The organism is Tistrella sp. (assembly GCF_002684955.1).
GTDB lineage: Bacteria > Pseudomonadota > Alphaproteobacteria > Tistrellales > Tistrellaceae > Tistrella > Tistrella mobilis.
In genome coordinates, this window is the sequence record NZ_NYWI01000083.1 from 51,999 (window position 1) to 72,431 (window position 20,433).

At 67.0% G+C, this 20,433-nt stretch carries 16 protein-coding genes and 1 pseudogene; 13 read left to right on the top strand and 4 right to left on the bottom strand.

The window, feature by feature from the left end:
* Positions 1-337: 337 nt before the first annotated feature.
* Together CMO28_RS27920 and CMO28_RS27925 are read right to left on the bottom strand one after the other, a co-directional pair.
* Complete coding sequence (locus CMO28_RS27920) at positions 338-1,249, bottom strand: helix-turn-helix domain-containing protein (RefSeq protein ID WP_296720281.1); 912 nt, start codon at positions 1,247-1,249, stop codon at positions 338-340.
* A gap of 3 nt (positions 1,250-1,252) precedes the next feature.
* Entirely contained in the window at positions 1,253-1,843 is a 591-nt protein-coding gene (locus CMO28_RS27925) for a ComF family protein (protein ID WP_296720282.1), read from the bottom strand.
* Between the two features lie 217 nt (positions 1,844-2,060).
* On the opposite strand from CMO28_RS27925, the gene CMO28_RS27930 reads away from it, so the two are divergent.
* The 9 genes from CMO28_RS27930 to CMO28_RS27970 all read left to right on the top strand — a co-directional run bounded on the left by CMO28_RS27930 (position 2,061) and on the right by CMO28_RS27970 (position 9,894).
* Positions 2,061-2,444, top strand: a complete 384-nt coding sequence (locus CMO28_RS27930; protein WP_296720284.1) for a cupin domain-containing protein — start codon at positions 2,061-2,063, stop codon at positions 2,442-2,444.
* A 5-nt stretch (positions 2,445-2,449) separates the two neighbouring features.
* Positions 2,450-3,289, top strand: coding sequence for a hypothetical protein (locus tag CMO28_RS27935; RefSeq protein ID WP_296720286.1), 840 nt, complete (start codon positions 2,450-2,452; stop codon positions 3,287-3,289).
* Between the two features lie 116 nt (positions 3,290-3,405).
* On the top strand, positions 3,406-4,149 hold the full coding sequence (locus CMO28_RS27940; protein WP_296720288.1) for an arylmalonate decarboxylase: 744 nt from the start codon (positions 3,406-3,408) through the stop codon (positions 4,147-4,149).
* Between the two features lie 14 nt (positions 4,150-4,163).
* A complete protein-coding gene (locus CMO28_RS27945; RefSeq protein WP_296720289.1) occupies positions 4,164-4,883 on the top strand; it encodes a GntR family transcriptional regulator in 720 nt (239 codons plus the stop codon).
* The gene (locus CMO28_RS27950; protein WP_296720292.1) at positions 4,884-6,080 is read left to right on the top strand and encodes a CaiB/BaiF CoA transferase family protein; all 1,197 of its coding nucleotides are present in this window, start codon (positions 4,884-4,886) and stop codon (positions 6,078-6,080) included.
* A gap of 21 nt (positions 6,081-6,101) precedes the next feature.
* Entirely contained in the window at positions 6,102-7,046 is a 945-nt protein-coding gene (locus CMO28_RS27955; protein WP_296720293.1) for a hydroxymethylglutaryl-CoA lyase, read from the top strand.
* Positions 7,043-7,357: an NIPSNAP family protein gene (locus CMO28_RS27960; RefSeq protein WP_296720294.1), complete on the top strand. Its 315-nt coding sequence runs from the start codon at positions 7,043-7,045 to the stop codon at positions 7,355-7,357. The genes CMO28_RS27955 and CMO28_RS27960 overlap by 4 nt, the downstream gene beginning before the upstream one ends.
* A 32-nt stretch (positions 7,358-7,389) precedes the next feature.
* Entirely contained in the window at positions 7,390-8,031 is a 642-nt protein-coding gene (locus CMO28_RS27965; protein WP_296720296.1) for an N-carbamoylsarcosine amidohydrolase, read from the top strand.
* A gap of 207 nt (positions 8,032-8,238) precedes the next feature.
* Entirely contained in the window at positions 8,239-9,894 is a 1,656-nt protein-coding gene (locus CMO28_RS27970) for a DUF262 domain-containing protein (RefSeq protein ID WP_296720298.1), read from the top strand.
* Between the two features lie 291 nt (positions 9,895-10,185).
* On the opposite strand, the gene CMO28_RS27975 is transcribed toward CMO28_RS27970, so the two are convergent.
* Both CMO28_RS27975 and CMO28_RS27980 read right to left on the bottom strand, forming a co-directional pair.
* Positions 10,186-13,845 (bottom strand): hypothetical protein, encoded by a 3,660-nt coding sequence (locus CMO28_RS27975; RefSeq protein ID WP_296720300.1) that lies wholly within the window; start codon positions 13,843-13,845, stop codon positions 10,186-10,188.
* A 13-nt stretch (positions 13,846-13,858) separates the two neighbouring features.
* Positions 13,859-18,559, bottom strand: coding sequence for a hypothetical protein (locus tag CMO28_RS27980; RefSeq protein ID WP_296720302.1), 4,701 nt, complete (start codon positions 18,557-18,559; stop codon positions 13,859-13,861).
* Between the two features lie 360 nt (positions 18,560-18,919).
* On the opposite strand from CMO28_RS27980, the gene CMO28_RS27985 reads away from it, so the two are divergent.
* The 4 genes and pseudogenes from CMO28_RS27985 to CMO28_RS28000 form a co-directional block, all read left to right on the top strand.
* Positions 18,920-19,162 carry a type II toxin-antitoxin system HicA family toxin gene (locus CMO28_RS27985; protein WP_296720304.1) on the top strand — a complete coding sequence of 81 codons (243 nt, stop codon included), beginning with the start codon at positions 18,920-18,922 and terminating at the stop codon, positions 19,160-19,162.
* A complete protein-coding gene (locus CMO28_RS27990) occupies positions 19,159-19,509 on the top strand; it encodes a type II toxin-antitoxin system HicB family antitoxin (RefSeq protein ID WP_296720307.1) in 351 nt (116 codons plus the stop codon). The genes CMO28_RS27985 and CMO28_RS27990 overlap by 4 nt, the downstream gene beginning before the upstream one ends.
* Before the next feature lie 166 nt (positions 19,510-19,675).
* A pseudogene (locus CMO28_RS27995) lies at positions 19,676-19,822 on the top strand (type II toxin-antitoxin system antitoxin, RelB/DinJ family); the annotation flags it as partial.
* Positions 19,823-19,879: 57 nt separating this feature from the next.
* The coding region (locus CMO28_RS28000; RefSeq protein ID WP_296720313.1) for a LysR family transcriptional regulator at positions 19,880-20,433 on the top strand (554 nt) is incomplete at its 3' end.

Genomic DNA, 20,433 nt, shown 5'->3' on the forward strand with positions numbered 1-20,433 from the left:
GTCATAGATATTGATGTTCAAGAACAATTAAGGTTGATAATCAAGCCGGAAACTTTGAAGTAACTTATTGATATATATAAATATTTTTCTCTCCGGTCGGCAACCGCGAGGAATACGCTGTCTCAGCACAAGCGGAACCGCATCGAGGTCTCGCAAGGGCGCGGGCAGCCTGTCGGCGTCATAGCCCTTGTTCCCGATGAGGTAACGGGTCGTCTGCCCGTGCCTCAAGGCTTACCGCTCGCCTGAGCTTTCGCCCCGCTATTTCCCCATGTGCAGTCCGGCGGGCGGCCTGCATCAAGCGGCGGGGAAATCAGGACGGTGTGATGGGGGGCAGCGGTTACAGAAGGCTGTCCTGAAATCCGAGGCCCGGAATACCTCCCGAGGGCTGGTCCGGCCGGTCGCTAATCCGCATGTCGACCCTGAGACCGGCGGTGGTGGCCATGTTCACAAGCATGTCCAGGCCGAAGACATCGGCCTTGTCTCGCATGAGATCGGAAATGCGCGACAGGGGCACGCCGAGCAGTCGCGCAGCGGCCGGCTCACTGAGCCTGCTTTGCAGGATGTGGTCCCTGAGCGCCGACATCAGCAAGAGGCGCAGCTTCATAGCCGTGCCGCCGGTCGGATCCTTGAGGAGCGGGCTGGCCGGGGCCTCGGCGGCAACAGTCTGCGCCGCGACGGCCGCGGCATCCGGCGACGGATCGTCTGCAGACCTGTCCGGGCCCAGAGCTGCGAGCCTGGCGGACAGTCCGATCTTCTCGTCCGCCAGTCGGCGTGCACTGTCGGACATCAGCTGCAACAGCTGCTCAAGATCTGCGGGGTTACCGATCTTCGCGAAGTCCCTGGTCTTGTTGACGAACACGAGTGATTTTTTTCGGTGCCCGAGCAGCTCCAGAACATTGCTGAGGGTGCCGGTGCTTTTGCAATCCCAGATCATCAGGCCGTAGTCGCCGTCCCTGGCCATCTGGCGATCTTTTGCGGTGAAAAAGGCACGGCTTCCCGCCCGCGCCTTCGACTGTACGTAGTGGACTGGCCAGCCCGCGACATTGTTCCGGGGCGCTTTGCCCGTGCAATAGACCGTCACCCGAGTGGCGCCAAGATCCTGGAGACAGGCCTGTATGGAGCTGTCGGCGCCGCCTGCATCGCCCACGATCACATCCAGCCCCGACGCCACGATTCCGGCGATCCGCTCCTGCACCTTCTCGTGCAGGCGGGTGATGGAGATCGATCCGGCAATGAAGACTGTGGTCATGATCTATTTCCAGGTAACGGCCGCAGCATAGATGCGACCAATCTTGCGATAGCCGCGCAGCGCCCGGCATGCCGCATTCATCGTGGCACCCGTGTCGAACAGGTCATCGATCAGCAAAGCGTTCCAGCAGCCTTCATTCCTGATGACCTCGTGGAGGATAACCCGACCCGCAAGCGCTGCTTCTTTCTCTTCCCGGGTCCGCAGGTCTTTGAGCCGGGGGCTTCCGGCCGGGGCCTGCGCTCTCTGCACCATTTTGTCAAAGACTGGGATGCCCGTCAGCTTGCCAAGCGCACAGGCCACCTCATTCACGGGTTGCCTCTGGCGAGGAGTTGAGGCGGGGACGGGGACAATCAACCCGATTTTGCCGAAGAGGGGTAGCAGGCTGAGATTTATCTGCCGGGCAAGCGGTTCGACCTGTGTCCAATCTCCGCGGTATTTGAGCCGGTAGAGGGCTTCTCCAGGTTCCGAACGCGTCGTCTCGAACCGATCATGCCCCCATTCGTTGATGCCTGTGTGAGTGCTGGACAGCGTGTGTTTATGGAGTGCGTAGCCGAGATCCCAACTGCCGTCGAGCTTCTTGATCCGGACATCCATTCTCGGGCGCTTTTGTATGGTGGAGAACTCTGGCGCCCATCATCGCATGTAACCTGAGCGATCATATACGTAAATGAATCTCTCCTTTTTGGCGGAACCATATTGTCCGGACAAATCACCTTGCGCCCACCCCCGCCCTCTGCATACAGTAGCTTGTCCAGACAAAACGGCCGCACCCCAGCCGGCCGGGCACAAGCAACAACCAGGGAGACGGGTCGTGGACGACCAGCGCATCATGCAGCGGACCAGCCATCTGCACGTCAATTCGGCCGATGTCGTGCCGGAAGTCATCAATCGGGTGGAGGGTGTCGCGGAACAGGGCCATGTTACGGTGAAGAAAATGGCCGTGGGTGAGCATATCCTGTTTCTGGAAGTATTCCGCAAGAAAGGGCTGATCGATCCGGTGCACAAGCACATGGATCATGAGACCGTGGCCTATCTGATCAGCGGAAAGATGCGGCTGGTGATTGGTGGTGAGGAGTTCATTGCCACGGCCGGCAGTTCCTGGGTGCATCCGGTCGGGGTCGAGCATTACAGCGAGGCGCTGGAGGATTGCCTTCAGGTCGAGGTGAAGTCGCCGCCGCGCAAGACCTGGGAGTGAGGGCCGTGGCGACGCTTGCGACCCATCACCCGGCGCCGCTGTATACAGAGGCCGGCCTTCCCACCCGGCCCCGCTGGCGATCGGCCGCCGAAGCGCCGCTGACCGCGGAAAACCTGCGCGCGCTGCTGGATGACGAGATCCCGGCGATCCGCATCCCCGGCTTCGCGAGCCCTGCCGAATGCGCGGCCTTTGCGCAGGCGGTTTCGGCGGCGGATCTCTCTTATTACAGCGTCAAGCGGCGGATCGGCTATATCGGCCTCGCCCAGTACGAATATCGCTGGGACCGGCCCAAATCCGACTATTTCCGCGATGCCGCGGCGGTCGAGGCGCGGCGCGATGCGGTGCAGGCCCGGGCCTTCGATGCGGTCGTGCGGCTGATCGACCGGCTTGCGGCGGTGAGCCCTGCCGGGGTCGGCATCGCCGAAGAGGCGGGCGGGCGCTATTACGCCGGCATCATCCGGCATGCCTCGGAAGGCGTGGATCTGCATGCCGACTGGGCGCCGGTCAATTCGCCCGCCTATGACATCGCGGCGATCGACGCCCAGCTCGGCTGGAATTTTTATGCCCAGGAGCTGGTGGAGGGCGGCGAGACCACCATCCATCACGCGCCCTGGACGCCTGCGCACGCGCCGGGCGAGATCCCACAAAGCTACGGCCTGCCGCCCGAGACCGTGGCCGGCGCCGAGCGCTTCACCTTCCGCGCGGTTGCGGGCGACGTGGTCATCTTCAACACCCGCAACCCGCACGAAATCGCCGGCGGCCGCGCCGCCCCGGGCCATGACCGCATCTCCATCGGCTCCTTCATCGGCCGCCTCCCCTCGGGCCGGCTGGTCCTTTGGTCGTAACGGATGCCGGAACCAGCCTCACCAATCCAGGCTCCCAGCCGCCATTGAGGCGGCGGCCAAGGGTGCGGCAGCACCCGCCCGGCGAGGGGCTAATACAAACATGAAAGCGAAGCGTCATGGGCGACAGTCTCGGGTGGCGTGCCAAGTTCGGCGTGCTGGTCCCCAGCACCAATACCAGTGTCCAGCCTGAATTCGACCGGATGGCGCCCCCTGGCGTCACCAGCCACATTGCCCGGATCGCGATCCCCAATATTGCGATCCACAATGACGACGACTTCAACGAGCTGATCCGGCTGATCGCCGAGGCGCAGATGGCCGCGGTGGACAGCGTGATGTCGTGCGAGCCCGACCGGCTGGTGCTCGGCATCTCGGCCGAAACCTTCTGGGACGGGCTGGCGGCCAGCCGGAAGCTGAAGGCGGAGCTGGAGGCCCATACCGGGCTACAGGTCTCGATGGGCTCCGATGCCTGCCAGGCGGCGCTGGGCATCTATGGCGCGAAGCGCATCGCGGTGATCACGCCCTATCAGCCGGTCGGCGACCGCAATGTCGTGCGCTTCTTCGAGGAATGCGGCTACGAGGTGCCCCGGATCAAGGGGCTGAAATGCGCAAGCCCGGTGAAGATCGCCCATGTCCAGGAGGCGGAACTTGCCGCTGCGATCCGCGAGGTCGACGGGCCCGATGTCGACGCCGTGGTTCAGGTGGGCACCAATCTCGCCATGGCACGGCTGGCCGGTTTCGCCGAAACCTGGCTGGGCAAGCCGGTGATCGCGATCAACACCGCCATCTTCTGGCACGCCCTGCGCGCCCAGGGGATCGACGACCGGATCGATGGCTGGGGATCGCTGCTGCTGAAGTATTGAAGAAGGCTGCCATTGTGACGCCCCCCACCGATATCGAGACCGCCCCACCCGAAACGCCACCACCCGAAACCGCCCTGGCGCGCGCCTATGCCACCATCCGCACCGGCATTCTGGACGGCCGCTTTCGCCCGGGTGATCGGCTGCGGGAAGAGCATCTGGCCGAGATTTCGGGCGTCAGTCGCACACCCGTTCGTGAAGCCCTCCGCCGGCTCGCCACCGAAGGGCTGGTGGAGCTGACCCCCGGGCTCGGCGCTTTCGTGTCGAGCTGGAGCGTGGCCGATCTGGAGGCCATCTTCGCCGTCCGGGCGCTGGTGGAGGCGGCTGTGGCGGAGCAGGCCGCCCGGCATCTGACGGCCGCCGATATCGATGCGCTGGAGGCGCGGGCAGAGCGGATGGAGGATCTGGCGGCCCGCCGGCCGGCCGGTTTCCTCGACCGGATCACCGGCCTCAACCATGACTTCCATACCCGCATCGCCGCCGCCTGCGGCAATGACCGCCTGGCCGGGCTGCTGACCCAGACCGTCGATCTGATCCTGGTTCACCGCACCTTCCGGCGCTATCACGACCGCCAGCTTGTCCGCAGCATGGCCCATCACCGCGAGCTGGTAGATGCCTTCCGCGCGCAGGATGCCGATTGGGCGGGCGCCGTGATGCGCGCCCATGTCCATGCCGCCCGCCATGCGCTGGTGGCCGATCTTTCCCTCTCCCCTCCGGCCGAACCGAAAGCCCCCTGAATGCGACCGCTCGACAATGTCATCATCCTCGACTTCACCCATATGCTCTCGGGGCCCTATGGCACGATGCTGCTGGCCGATCTGGGCGCGCGCACCATCAAGATCGAGCCGGTGAAGACCGGCGAGGGCACCCGCAAGCTGCTGGCGAAGGATCCCGATCATTCGATCGAGGGCATGGGCGCCTATTTCCTGACGCTTGCCCGCAACAAGCAGTCGGTCGCCGTCGACCTGAAGACCGAAGAGGGCCGCGCGCTGGTTTATGATCTGGTGCGCAAGGCCGATATCGTGGTCGACAATTACAGCCGCGGCGTCACCGGCCGGCTGGGCATCGACCACGAAACGCTGTCGGCGATCAACCCGCGGATCATCACCTGTTCGGTGACCGGCTTCGGCGAGACCGGCCCCAATCCCGACCGGCCGGCCTTCGACCTGGTCGCCCAGGGTATCGGCGGCGGCATGTCGCTGACCGGCGAGGCCGGCGGCACGCCGCTGCGGGCGGGCATCCCGATCGGCGATCTGGGCGGCGGGCTGTTTGCCGCCATCGGCATTCTGGCGGCGCTCAACCAGCGCAACCTTACCGGCCAGGGCCAGCATATCGACATCTCGATGCTCGACTGCCAGCTGTCGATGTTGAACTACATGGCGACCATGCAGTCGCTGTCGGGCCGCGAGCCCGGCCGGTCGGGCAACGGCCATTTCGTCCATGTGCCCTACAACACCTATCGCACGAAGACCCGCCACGTGATCCTGGCGGTGATCACCGATCAGTTCTGGCAGCGGCTGGTCGACATCCTGGATGCGCCGGATCTGCGTAAGGACGCCTATCTCACCCAGCCCGGCCGCTGGGCCGATCGCGATGTCATCAACGCCCGGCTTCAGGAGATTCTGGAGACCGAGAGCTGCGAGCACTGGCTGGCGCGCTTCGGCAACCAGATCCCCTGCGCGCCGGTCAACGACATCGCCCATGCCATGGCCGACGAGCAGATCCGCGGCCGCGGCATGGTGGTGGAGGTGGCCCATCCCTCGGGCCGGCGGGTGGAGATGCCGGGCAATCCGGTCAAGATGTCGGGCATGACCGAGGAGGTGTTCACCGCGCCGCCGCTGCTCGGCAGCCATACCGATCAGGTGCTGGAAGAGCTGCTGGGGCTGGGCGCCGAGGCCCGCGGCGCCCTGCGCGCCCGCGGCATCATCGGCTGAGGACGGCAGAGGGAGGACAGCATGAGCGATCGCGTCACCATCACCGAGGTCGGCCTGCGCGACGGGCTGCAGAACCAGCCGGTGCCTGTCGCCACCGCCGACAAGCTGCGTCTGGCCGGGCTGCTGCTGGAGGCCGGCCTCACCTCGCTGGAGGTCACCAGCTTCGTGAGCCCGAAGGCGGTGCCCCAGCTGGCCGATGCCGAAGCCCTGCTCGCCGGCCTGCCGGCGCGGGCGGGGGTGGACTATATGGCGCTGGTGCCGAATATGCGCGGCTATGAACGCGGCACCGCCGCCGGCGCCCGGGCGGTGGCGCTGGTGCTTTCGGCCACCGAGACACTCAACCGGCGCAACATCAACATGTCGCTGGACCAGGCCCGCGCCGTCTGCCGCGAGGTGATCGGGCGGGCCAAGGCCGAGGGCGTTTTCGTGCGCGCCTATGTCGCCGCCGCCTGCGCCTGCCCTTACGAGGGGCAAACCCCGCTCGCGCGGGTGGTGGCGCTGACCGAAGAGATGTTCGCGGCCGGCGCCGATCAGGTCGCGATCGCCGACACCATCGGGGCCGGCAACCCGGCGCAGATCCGCGACATCGTCACCGCCCTCGCCGGCGGTGTCGACACCGACCGGCTGGCGCTGCATCTGCACGACACCCGCGGCCTGGCGCTGGCCATGGCCTGGGCGGGGCTGGAGGCGGGCATCCGCCGCTTCGACGCCGCGTTCGGCGGACTGGGCGGCTGCCCCTTCGCGCCCGGTGCCGCCGGCAATCTCGCCACCGAGGATCTGGTCTTCATGCTGAGCGAGGCGGGCATCGAGACCGGTATCGACTGGCGCCGGCTGTTCGATGCGGTCGCCCTGGCCGAAACCCTGCTCGACCGGCCATTGGGCGGGCGCATGGCGGCCTGGTGGCGCCAGGCACAGGCGAAGGAAGTGCAGGCGAAGGAAGCTGCCCGCCGGGAGATGCCGGCATGATCGTCGAGGAACGCTGCTACACCATCGCCCCCGCCCATCTGCGCGACTTCCTGACCGTGTTCGAGCGCGAGGGGCTGGGCATCATCCGGCCGATCCTGGGCAATCTGATCGGCTATTTCACCACCGAGGTGGGCATGATCAACGGCGTGGTCCATCTCTGGGGCTATGAGAGCATGGCCGATCGCGAGGCCCGGCGCGCGGTGCTCGCCGCCTCGGAGGACTGGCGCGGTTTCCTGCCCCGGGTGACGCCGTTCATCCAGGCGATGGAAAACCGCATCCTGGTGCCCACCGCCTTCTCGCCGCTGCGCTGATCGCGCCGTCCGTTCCAACCGAGGATCCGCCCATGACCGCCGACACCGATCTCACCACGGACTATCAGGGCGCCGGCTTCATGGGCGCGCTCGGCTTCGGCCGGCGCCCGGCGCTGGTGATCGTCGACGTGGTCCAGGCCTATTTCGACCCCGGCTCGCCGCTTTATGCCGGGGTGGAAGACATGCTGGCGGAGATCCACCGCCTGCTGGCCGCGGCCCGTACCGCCGGCATCCCGGTGATCTTCACCGCTGTCGAATACCAGGCGGGCGGCGCCGATGGCGGGCTGTTCTATCGCAAGGTCGCAGCCCTGAAAGTCTTCGACCGCGGCTCGCCGCTCGGCCGCTTCGCCCGCGGGCTGGAACCCGGGCCCGGCGAAATCGTGGTGACCAAACAATATGCCAGCGCCTTCTTCGGCACCTCGCTCGCCTCGACGCTGACCGCACTGGGCGTGGATACGACCATCATCACCGGCGTCACCACCAGCGGCTGCATCCGCGCCACCGCCCTCGACGCCCTCCAGCACGGCTTCATCCCCATCGTCGTCCGCGAGGCGGTTGGCGACCGGGCGCCGGGGCCGCATGAGGCCAATCTGTTCGATCTGCAGGCGAAATATGCTGATGTGGTGGGGGTGGAGGAGGTGATTGCGCGGTTGGGGGGTGAGGGGACCATATGACCCTTGAGGACGATCAGTGACATTCACGTAAGACGATTGTTGCTCGCAAGCTGGCGTCTATGCGAAAAATAGTGGACACACACTGCAGAGGCAAACAGCCACCGTCGCTATGCATGATCCGGACGGGCTGCTAAGCCGCGACATCGCGGTGTACGTCCTTATGACGGCTAGTAAACGGGGGTTATTGTGGAAGCGTCGCCTGCCAATGTGATCCAGTACTTCAACGGCGAAAAGCAAAATATTATTCCGCTATTTCAGCGACGTTATTCGTGGAATAAGCAGAATTGGCAGGCATTGTGGGACGATATGCTCGTTCAATACGATGCAGAAGACAGGACTTCCCATTTCATGGGAGCGATCGTCTCGGTGCCAGCGCGCAGCGTGCCTGTCGGGGTAAACAAGTACCTGATTATAGACGGTCAGCAGCGTTTGACGACGGTGTCCCTTCTTCTGGCCGCTCTCCGAGACTCAGTTGATGAGAACAGCGCAGCGCGCATACAGGAGGTCTATCTCACCAACCGCTTCCGAGGGCCGGACGATACGTTGAAGTTCGTCCCTACCCAAGCCGACCGCGACTGTTATACGTCCCTCATCTTGCAGCGTGAGAATCCGTCCGACGGCAGCTTGATGTCAGATGCATACAAATTTTTCCGGGATAAGCTCGCAAAAGGGGTCGATCTCAACGGCGATCCCATCGACTGTGCAAAGGTGCTCGAGACAGTGGAGCACGCTCTGCAGGTCGTCATGATCAACCTGGGTGATGCCGATGATCCCTATTTGATCTTTGAGAGCCTTAACTTCAAAGGACAGCCATTGACGCAGGCCGATCTTGTCAGGAACTATATTCTGATGCGTTTCCGGCATTCGATCTCCCCTAACGGTGAACAGGAGCGGATATACAAAAAATACTGGGCGCCGATGGAGGAACAACTGGGCGGCGGCCTGACCGAATTTCTTCGTCACTATGCGATGAAGGATGGTGAGAACGTTTACCAGACGGGCATATATGCGGCTACGAAATCGCGCCTGAGGAATCTGTCGGGACCGGAAAGCGTCGAGGCTGAAGTTGCTCGCATGCACGAATTCTCGAGCATGTATTCGACGATCCTGAATCCGGAGGGAGAGCAGTCAGCTGCCGTGCGGAAGCGCCTGGAGAACATCAAGAATCTCGATGTCGGCACATCATATCCGCTGCTTCTCAGGCTACTAGACGCACGCCGTGTCGGTGCGATCTCAGATGACGAACTGGACAAATGCTTGAGCTTGATCGAAGCCTTCATCATCCGGCGGTCGATCTGCCAGGTGCCGACGAATGCGCTCAACAAGCTGTTCCTCTCTTGGGCGAAGCAGTTCCCGACTGAGAACTACGTGGCCTGGCTCCACAGCGCGATGTCGGCAGGTCAGGGTGGCCGGCGTTTCCCATCCGACGCTGACTTCCGGAACAGCTTTGTCAACGACAAGCAGTACGGAAGGGGGTCGACCCACTTCGTACTCATTCAACTCGAGAGGTTCTCCGGACATCGGGAACCTGCCGATCTGGAGCACGCGACCATTGAGCACATCATGCCGCAAACGCTCAGCGAAAGGTGGCAGCAGGACCTTGGCCCGACCGCCACGGAAGTTCATCAGCGGTTACTCCACACGTTCGGCAACCTCACGCTCACCGGATATAATGCTGAACTTAGCAACCTTTCCTTCCAAGAGAAGAAGGTGAAGTTGGAAAAGACGCATATCGAACTCAATCGAGGTCTGCTCAATCTGGAAAAGTGGGGCGAAGCGGAGATTCAGGCTCGCGCTGATGAGATGTTCGAGGTTGCAGCGCGCCTTTGGCCGGGGCCGCTCGCCAGCCAAACCCGGGGGTAATTCCAGCCAACTTCCAAGGTCAATCACGCTCCCGGCGCGATGATGACAGCAAGAGCAACCGCGCTTGCAGTTCCTGAGCCGGCCCGAGGCCAGTTGTCAGCCCAGATTGAGGCGAGCATCGGCACGACGCTCTTTCAGCGCCACCAGACCGGCTACTTCCGCTCGAAAGAGGGGCGTGAACTGATATGGCATGCCGAGCTGGTCGAAGGCAGCATCATGGCACTGGAGCGGGGGGGGCGTGGCCGGCCCTGGCGGGTGCCCCCGACCTCTCCCCGTCTTTCTCGTGGTTGCCTAAACCTCCGGCGGACAACACCCCCCACCCACCGCCACCAGCGGCGAGGTGCGCAGGATTCTCACCTGGCCCAGATCGCCCGCCAGCGGGGCGTCGAAGGTGCCGTTGGGTTCGGGGAGGAGTTCGATGGCGAGCGCGGTCAGCGGGGTTGCCTCGTCGAAGCCGAAAGCGGCGAGGCGGGCTTCGATGTCGGCGGTGGTCCAGGCGGCGTGGCCGGTGGGGGCAAGGTGGTGCGTGCCGAGGTACCCGGCGCCGGGGCGGCCGTGGGTCGGGCGGCGGGGGGCCGGTTGGGCGCGGCGGAGGTCGAGCTGGATGTTGCGCCAGCTCTGGCCGTCGGCCTGCATCACCCGGCCGTAGAGCACGAACCAGATTTCGGTGTTGGGCGGCTGGATGCGCATCACCCGGCCATCCTGCACCGCCACCGCATAGCCCGCACTGGCGGTGATGCCGGCGCGGGCGCGGCGGATGGCGCAGGCGAGATCGGGCGCCGGGTGCTGCACGCCTTCGATCACCAGCGCCGGGCCGAAGCGGCCCTGGGCGGTGGACCAGAAAGGCGCCGCCTCGGTGCCCTGCGGATGGCCGACCCGGAATTCATAGGTGAAGAAGCCGAAGAGTTCCGGCGACTGGCTGGAGAGACTGGCCGGCAGCGGCAGGGCGTAATGCACGTCGCTGTCCACCGCCTTGATCAGGGGCTGCATGGCGTTCAGCCCGGCATGGTCGTCGCCCTGGCCGGGGCGGATCACCCGCACCGCTTCGGGGTCGAGGTCGAGCCCGGCATAGGGGGCGGGGTCGGCCGCCGGTTCCCAGCCCGGCATCAGCATCGGATCCGGGGTGTGGTGCAGCACCCGGGCATAGATGATGTCGCGCGGGTCGCGGGCGGGGTCGGGTTCGAATTCCAGCCAGAGCATGCGCCGCCGCCGGCCGGTCGCCTCGTAATCGCCAAGGATGGTGTAGTCGGAAAAGGCATGGCCGGCCGAGACCAGTTTCGGCGCCACCTTGGGCGCGGTTGCGACCGGCAGCCGGGTTTCCACCTCCACCGATTGCGTGCCGCCATCGTCGAAACGCGCGGTCAGCGTATAGGTCAGACGGACCTCGTAAGGGTGGCCGTCGGGGCCGGTGGGCGGTTCCAGCGCGTCGAGGAAGACCAGATCCAGGCTCTCGCGGTCGGGGGCGGCCCTGAGCGCCTGGCCGTTGATCGCATGATCGACCGATATGCTGCCGAGCGACCGGGTCGAGATCTGGCCGATCGGCAGCAGCTCCACCCGCCGCGAGACGGTGACGGCGGGGCTGGACAACCCCGTCCAGCTCCAGTCGCGATCCAGCCTGAGGCGCACCAGGTTCAGCCAGACCTGTTCCAGCTCCACCGGGCTGGTCAGGGTCAGCGCGCCGCCATCGGGCGCCAGGTGATGTTTCAGCCCGGCGCAGCCGAATACCGTGCGCCGGCCGGGGACGCCGTAGAGCGTGCCATCCTCTGCCACCAGCCCGGTTGCGGCGGCAAGCCGCGTGACCATCAGCTTCGTGGCCCCCGGCTGGGCGGCCGCCACCGCGGTTTCGGCCGCGCGCGGCACTTCCGGTTGCAGGAAGACCGAGGCCAGACGCTCCTGATCGGTGGTGGGCGCAAACAGCGGCGGTTCGGGCGAAAGCGGCACCGTCACCGTGCCCGGCCACAGCTCTCCCGGGCTGCCCAGACGCGCGGCCTCGGACCCGAAATAGCCCGGATCCGCACGGCCCAGCGCCCGCACCAGCACCCGGACATTGCGGCCGCGCGGCACCACCACCGGCCCGGCGCCGGGCAGGCCGCCATCCATCGGCCAGGCGATGTCGGAAAGGCGCGCGCAATCCACCCAGTCGAGGGTGAGGTCCAGCACCGCGGGTGCGGCAGGATCGACCAGCGCCGGGAAGGCGCGGGTGGTGCGGTACAGCAGGGTGAAGCCGGCATCGCCGCCGGCCGGGTCGAAGCGCGGCGCCTGGACCAGGACGCGGATCTCCAGCAGATCGGCATCGGGGTCGGGCATGTCCGGCACCACCCAGGCGGCCGGCGGCCGGCCCTGATTGGCGCGGCCGATCGCGGCCAGATGGTCGAAAGCGCCGGGGAAGCCGGTGAACACCGCCTGGGGATAGCCGATCCGCGGCCGGTGGATCTGGAAATGCCGGGGCGTGTGGGCGCCGGCCCCGTCCAGGTCGCGGCTGCGCACCGGGCCGGGCGGGATCATCCGGCGGAAGGCCTGGCGCGCCACCGGTGCCGCGGCCGGGTTGACCGGATCGGCATCCGCCGCCGGGCCGCCGCCGGTGGTATCGGCCAGCCGCACCCGGAATTCATAGTCGCGGCCATAGCGCAGCGGCACCGCCCCGGCGCCGGTGCCGGAATAGGGCAGGGCCGCGGTTCGTGCCGGCCCGCGCAGCAGCACCTCGTCATCGCCGGGGGCGACCAGCGAGCCGCCGGCCCAGCGGGCGAAGAACACCGGCAGCCAGAACTGCCCGGCGACGGTCATGGGGTGGACCTCGACGATGCCCTCGGCATCGAAACCGGGGATCGCGGCCCCGCCGACCGCGAAACCGGGCGAGGTGACCGCCTGCAGCGAGGTCCAGCCGGCATCGCCGGCCGCGCGCACATCGATGCGGTAGCCGAAGACCGCGCTCGGCGCCTCGGGCGGCAGCGATCCGTCCATCTCGGTGCCGATCGCGCGGTTGGTGGCGACCAGCGTGTCCTCGTCGTCCCAGGCGAGCTGAATGCCGGGGTCGAGCCGGAGCGGCGGCCCGCCGGCGGCATCCTCGGCGCTGCCGTCGGCATGGATCGGCTGGCGGGCATGGACGATCTTGGCGAAACCGTCGTCGAAGACGGCGGCTTCCGGAAACACCTGGTCCAGCGGGCCGAGGCCGGCCGCCGCCGCGGCATCCGCCGCTACCGGGAACAGCGTGGCGGTGAAGACCGGCCGCGGCTCCGCCCGGTCCAGCCGGGGCAGGCGGGTGGCGTAAAGTTTCGCCCAGCCCGGATCGGCGGCGGCCTCGGCCGCGAAGGGATGGCCGGCCGCCAGCGAGAAGAACAGCCAGCCGCCCGGATGGGCCTGGCCCGGCGCCGGTTCCGGCAGGTCGATGGTGACGGTGTGGATCAGCCCGGCGGCGCGGGCGACCGGCGGCTGGCGCAGCAGCACGGCGAAGCCTTCGCCCCAGCTCATTTCGTCGGTCTCGGGCGGGGTGGGGCGTGCCGGGGGCGGCGGGCATTTCAGCAGGCAGTGATAGGTGTCGTCGATCGAGGCGAGCGGCGTTTTCGGCGCCACGAACCCATGGGAGCGGCGATAGCTGAGCGGCAGGTATTTGCGCAGCCGGAAGTCGTCGCTGCGGACATGCACCGTCTCGGGCTGGGTGAGCTTGAATTCGGCGCGCAGCCAGTCGAACAGCGCCGCCTGATCGGGCGGCGGCGCCAGATCGACAAGCTGGGGCCCGGCCGGCACATCGGCCAGCGTCGCCACCCGCCCCGGATCATCCGAGATATGGGCGGCAAGGCGCAGCGCCGTGCCCTGGAAGGCCGGGGCGGTGGGGGGCCCCAGCGGCTGGGCCGGGTCGCCCACCGGCACCAGCAGCAGGTTCACGGTCAGGCGGCCCTGGGGGGCATCCCAGGACTGAAGGAAGGGGAGAATCGACAGGCGGGGTGCGGCCATGGCCGGGGCCTCCTCAGATCTTGTCTTCCTTGGAAAAACCGATACTGGCCTTGATCGAGAAGAACAGGATCTTCACGTAGATGCCGACCTCGCCTTCATAGGCGGCGTAGTCGCCATCGACCTTCTTCACGATCATCAGCGAGAATTCGCCATAGACGCCGACGGTGACGATCTTGACGTCGACCTTGGCATCGAAGAAGACGAAGCCGCCGAAGCCCCAGTCGCCTTCATAGACGATCACCGGGCCGATGCCGACCGAGGCCTCGGCCTTGAACGGCCCCAGATGGCCGCCGACGCCGATGCCGATATAGGCCTTCAGCTCGAACGACGCCTTGGAGAAATTGCCCACCACCGCGCCGCCGCCCGAGGGGTCGGTGGTGAGTTGCGGCATATAGGTCTTGCCGCCGAGCGAGAATTCGGCGCCGTAGACCACTTTCCACGGGCTGGTCGGGGTCTCGCCCTCCAGCGCGACCGAGATGCCGCCGCCGACGAATTCGACCTTGGCCTCGGTGCGCGGGCTGCCGGGGGGCAGCAGATCGGGGGGAATGTCGACCTCGTCGGTGCCGGCCTCGAACACCGCGCCGACCTTGAGATCCAGGGGGCCGAGCTTGACCTCTTTCTCGGCCACGGTCTTCAGCTTGACCTTGTATTTGAGATTGGTGGCGGCCAGGTCGATCGGCGCAATCTCGGGCCGTGACGAGAAGCCGGGCAGGAAGGTCATGATGTCTTCCAGCACCGGATGCATCAGCGAGTTGATGGCGGTGAGCTTCGGCCTGAGCGTGCTGCCGCCGATGATGTCGGTCTGCATGCCGGTGACGTCGGTCAGCCCCAGAATATCGGTCCAGACCTTGACCCGCGGCATGGTCAGCGACCAGCTGTCTTCCTCGATCGCAAGCGTGATCGAGCTTGCGGCATAGTCGATCCGGCTGCCGGCATCGACATCGTCGGAGAGCACGATCTGCACCGGCCCCGGCGCCATGGCGACCGGCGGCATCAGCCGGAAACGGCCATTGGCCGGGTTCACCCGCAGGCGGTGACTGCCGGCCCCGCCGAGCGGGATGGCCGCATCGGGGTGCGGGAAGACACCGGCCCCGGTGGTGCGGGCGAAGACATCGGCGAACAGGGCCGGCAGGCCGGCGGTGATGTCGGAACTGCCGATCTGGATCCTGGGCCGGCGGAAGGCCAGGGCATGGGTGGGGGTGGTCTGGACGAAGGCGTAATCGGCCCGCGGGCTGGCGCCCGAGAACAGATCCTGCGGGTCCTGGAAGGTGAGAAGGGGGGATGGTGCCGGCACGCGGATCCTGTCGGCCAGCGGCGTGGCGGCCTCGCCCGCGCGCAGCACCGCCACGCCGTCGGGGGCGGCCACCGCCTCTCCCGGCTGGTCGGGATGGGCGGGGCCGGGGAAGGCCGCCACCGACCAGGCGCCGTTGCCGGCGCCGAATTGCGGTGCGCCGCGCAGTGCGCCGACGATGGCGGGGTGGGGGCCGTTCCAGGCGGGTGCGGCCTCGATCCGTTTCAGCCGCATCCGGAAGCCCGAGGCATCCAGCGGCAGCGATACCTCTATCGGCCCGCCCGCCGGACCATAGACCCGCAGCAGCTGGTCCAGATCGGCGGGGGTGATCGGGTCGCCCACCGGCAGCAGATGCAGCCAGCCCAGCATGCCGCGGACGGGGGTGCGGGCATGGGCGGCATCGGTACCGATCTCGGCCACCGCATCGAAATACATCGGCAGCACCCGCCCGCCCGAGGGCAGATCGATCGCCGGCCGGTCCGACGGGCGGATGCGGGAGACGTCGTAAATCCCGCGGATCAGCCCCGGATGGACCTCGTAATCGGGCGAGACCGGCGCGCCGCCGCCCGCGGGCACATGGCGGAAATCGAACAGCCCGGCCGAGGCCGCCTGCCAGCCGCTGTCGCGGCGCAGGACACCACCACCGCCACGGCGTTCGATGGTGACGGTGCGCGTCGCCCTGATCCCCCAGGGGTAGATGACGCTGACGAATTTCACCACCTCCAGCGCCGTGCGCCCGACCATCACCTGGAACTGGACCTTGGCCGCCTCGGCGAAGGCGGCGAAGGGGTTGCCCCAGTCGCTGAAGGTGCTGCTGCCATAGCCCGAGAGATCGAGCCGGGTGACCGGCACCCGGGGGCGGAACAGGGTGAATTCATTGTTGAACATCGCCTCGACCGCGCCCTCGGGGCCGGCGGTGGCGCCCAGCACCGAGATGTTGAGCGGCGCGCCCGAGGCCAGGTCGACGCCATTGGGCGTCTGGGTGGCGAGGCCGCGGAAGCTGGCGCTCTGCCGGGGCGGTGCGGCCGTGGGCGTGCCGGCGCGCAGGCTCAGCTGATGGCCGCCTTCAAGCGGCCCGCCCCGGTCGAATCGCGGCCGCAGCATGGTGGCGGTATCGGCGGCCGCATCGGCATCGGCGGCGCCTTTCAGCTCGATCTTGGCCATCATGCCGAAGGGCAGGGTGGTCAGCACCTCCAGCGGATCGCCGCTGTTGAAACCCGCGACCATCTCTTCAAGGGCGAGATCGGGGATGGCCGGGCGCAGTTTCGCGGCACCGCGGATCATCGCCGGCCCGCCATCGCTTGCCGAGGCGAGCGGGGTGGGGAACCAGCCGAGCGTCACCAGATCCTGGTCGGCATCCAGCGTGCGCACGGGTTCCCACTGAATCTGGGGCAGGGCGAAGACGCGCAGGCCGGTCCTGAAGCGCAGCCCCTCGATCTCGGCCACGGTGCCCGGCTGGGGGACGGCATGGGTCAGGGGCTGGTCGACCCTGGTGTCGAAGGCGACGCCGATCTGATGGCGCCTGGTCGAGACGTCGAGCAGCGACACCCCCGGCCGGCGGCCCAGCGTGCCCACCCGGTCGGTGAAACTGTCCCGCGCCTTGGGCCAGACCTCGTTGCCCTTGAACTTTTCGGCGGCGCGGCGGGCGCGCTCCCATGTGGCCTGTTCGGCCTCGCCGCGCAGGCCTGTGCCCTGGGCGGTCTGGCCGGTCAGCTCGCGATCGGGCAGGCGTGCGGGCCGCTGATCGGGCTTGGAGGGATTGTCGCAGCCGAGCAGGGGCGGCGGCAGGTCGCCGGCGAAGGCGAGGGCCGGCGGGCCGTCGCCCGACCAGCTGACCGCGGCGCGCAGCACGCCCCCCGATGCGGCGGCGGCGGCCTGGGGCAGCGGCAGCCCGCCGGCACAGGACGAGACATAAGGGTCGGGCAGGGTCGGCAGCCAGTTCAGCAGGCCGAAGACCAGATCCAGCGTGCCGGCGCGGATCACGCCGTCGGCATCCACCGTGCCCGACACGCGATAGAGGGCAGGCAGCCCGGTGGCGAGCACGGCATTTTCAACCACCAGCCGCAGGCTGCCGGGGGGATCGCCGGCAAAGCCGGTGGCGATCAGATCGGCCTGAAGCCGCCCCGCCTCTTCGGCGATCATCACCATGGCGGTCACCGGCCGGGTGGTCACGGGCCGGCCGGCATGGTCGCGCGGGCAGGCGAGGCGTTCGGCCATGCGGGCCTCGGCCATGGCGAAATGCCGCCCGGCGCCGGCGCAGCCGATCACCACCGCACCGGCGGCGGCGAGTGTGGCGGTGACGCTCTGGCGCCCGGCGATCCCGGCCCCCAGCGCCCAGAGATCGAAGCGGGTCACGGCGCCGGGATCGGCGGCGGCGTTGCGGTCGACCAGCATGAAAATGCCCTGGCCGATCAACAGGGTGGGGTCGGTGATCCGCACCCGGCCATCCAGCCCCACCCAGCCGACCCGTGGATCGCCCTTCAGCGCAAAGCACCAATGGCCGCTGGTGCTGGCCTGGGGCAGGGTCTGGGGGGCGGCGTTCACCACCACCGGGATCAGCCAGCCGCCGCGGGCGATGCGGAACCCGGCATCGAAGCTGGCTACCCGCCAGTCGATCCCGGCGGCATCGATCGCCTCGGGCTTGATGTCGGCCGGGAACCAGAGCCCGTTTTCGGCCGCGTTCCACATAACCTTCTCGGTCGGGGCGACGGTATGGGCGGTGCCGCCGAATCGCGCCTCGCCGCCATCGAGCGCCACCGTCGCCTTGCCGCCGTCGATGGTGATGGTGAGTTTGGCGGGTGCCGTGATCGCCGCATCGGGGCAGGTATTGGCCGGGTCGGGCGCGTAGCCCAGCTCCAGCACGATTTCGCCTTTGGGCGGTGCGGCGATGGCGGTGCCGCTGGCGGCCGCGGCGGCGAAGCGCGCCGTGCCGCGCCGGACCGGCAGCCCGGCCCAGCCATCGGCCGGCGCCTTGTTCGAAAACAGCCCGGCCGCGATCCAGACCGTGCCGGCGGCGATGCCGATCGACACCTGATCGCGCGTGCGCCGCGCCGAGCCGCCCGAGACCAGCATCAGCGGCGCCGCCTGGCCCTTGGGCGTGATCGGCGTCAGCTTGCCCGCCTCGAACACGTCGACGAACAGCCGCCGCCCGTCCAGATCGATGAACGGCCCGGCCACCCTGGACGGCGCCAGCCCGCGCAGATCCGCCGCCGGCCCGATCCCGGCCATGGCCAGCACCGAAAACGCATCCTGCGGCCGCGCCGCCAGGACGCCCGCCTCCCCGCCTTCGGCCTTTCGGCCCTCGCTCTTTGCGGCCTCGATCTTTCCGGCCAGCACATCAAGATCTGCCGCCGCGGTCCGCCGATCGGCCTTCAGGCCCGGCAAAAGGCGGGCGAACCCCGCCATCGGGTCATCCTGGGGCATCCGTCCCTCCCGGATCGATACACTATCAATAGTTGTATGATGTTGTCAGGAAGACTGTGGAAAGCGGGCGGATGTGATGCCCGTCACAAACATGGTAGTGCAATTTATGTGCGAAGAGGGAGTCGAATCATTTCATTTTATGGCGAAAAATTGGCCTGGAATATGCACTTAACAAGAAGAGGGTGCCATAGCGTGGCCGGAGGGGCACCAGAAGGTGGGTCATCCAGTAGATACAACCTGAGATTATTTGGCAGGGGCGTGCCCACGACCTGTCATGCGACGCAACTATATACGGTTGCAATTCCGCATAAATCTCCCATATTGGGAAATCAGAAACCGGGGAGGGAGCGGCACGGCGATATGAGTCGGCACGACAAACTGGTTGCCCGGCTCAGGGGCAAGCCGAAGGACTTCACCTGGGACGAGCTGGTCAGACTGCTGGAGGGTCTGGGATACAGCGAGGCGGCGACCGGCAAGACAGGGGGGTTTATCCATGACACCGCGCCGACCATCGCGTTGCACAAGCCGCACCCCGGCAACATCGTCAGGATGTACGTCATCGAGGATGTGTTGCGGGTACTGACCGAGGAGGGTCTGATATGAGCAGGATGCTGGAATATAAGGGCTATCTCGGCTCGGTCGAGTACAGTGACGAGGACGAGGTGTTGCACGGGCGGCTGGAGTTCATCCGTGATCTGGTGACCTATGAGGGCGTGGACGGAAAAGGCCTCAAGGCTGCTTTTCACGAGGCCGTGGACGATTACCTTGAGCTTTGCGCGGCCCAGGGCCGTAAACCCGATATTCCCCTGAAGGGCAGCTTCAACGTCCGGCCCGGCCGCGACCTGCACCGCCGCGCCATGCTCTATGCCAGGCGCCGGGGCGTGAATCTGAATACCGTCGTCAGTGACGCCCTGCGTCGTTTTCTCGACCACGAGGACCATGCAGCCTGATCTTCCGTGATCCGGTCGTGCTGGAAGCCGAGGTACAAGGGAGCGGGATCCGACATAAATACATAAAGACATATCTATGTATTGTAGGAACCCAGCCCCTGGTCGACGCGGGGTGCACAGAGATTGGGATAGTATGGAGTTCTGGACAGGAGTAGGCATCCGCGACCTGGCCGCGGACGCCAAAGCCCATGATGCCTGGTTCCGCGCCAAGGTTCTGGAGGCACTGGACGACGATCGGCCGGCCGTGTCACACGACCGGGTGATGGACGAGGCTCAGGCACTGATCGACAGGAAGCGCCGTGCCCGGTCTTGAATGGCGGGAGACGGCGCGGGCCGCCATCCCACGCACACATCCCGGGATCCCCACCCCATGACCGACGCCCGCGCCTGGGAAATGCGTGTCTTTCTGCGTGTCGCGGCGCGCGGGGCCTTCAGTGCGGCCGGGCGGGAGCTGGGGATCACGCCGTCGGCGACCGCCAAACTGATCACGCGGATCGAGGCGCGGCTGGGGGTGCGGCTGGTGGAGCGGTCGACCCGGCGGTTGCGGTTGACGCCCGAGGGCGAGGTCTACCGCGAGCGGGCCGAGGCGCTGCTGGCCGAGCTGGAGGCGATGGAGGCCGAACTCGCCGGTCAGGCGGTGGTGCCGTCGGGGCTGGTCAGGATCAACAGTTCCATCCCCTTCGGCCGGCACTGCCTGCTGCCGCTGCTGCCGGATTTCACCATGCGATATCCGCAGATCCGGCTGGACCTCACCTTCACCGACGAGGTGGTGGATCTGTATCTGGCGCGGGTCGACATCGCCTTCAGGGTGGGCAAGCTGGGCGATTCGGGCCTGCGCGCGGTGCATCTGGGCGAGGTGCGGCGGCGGATCGTGGCCTCGCCCGACTATCTGGCCCGGCGCGGCGTGCCGCGGCGGCCCGACGA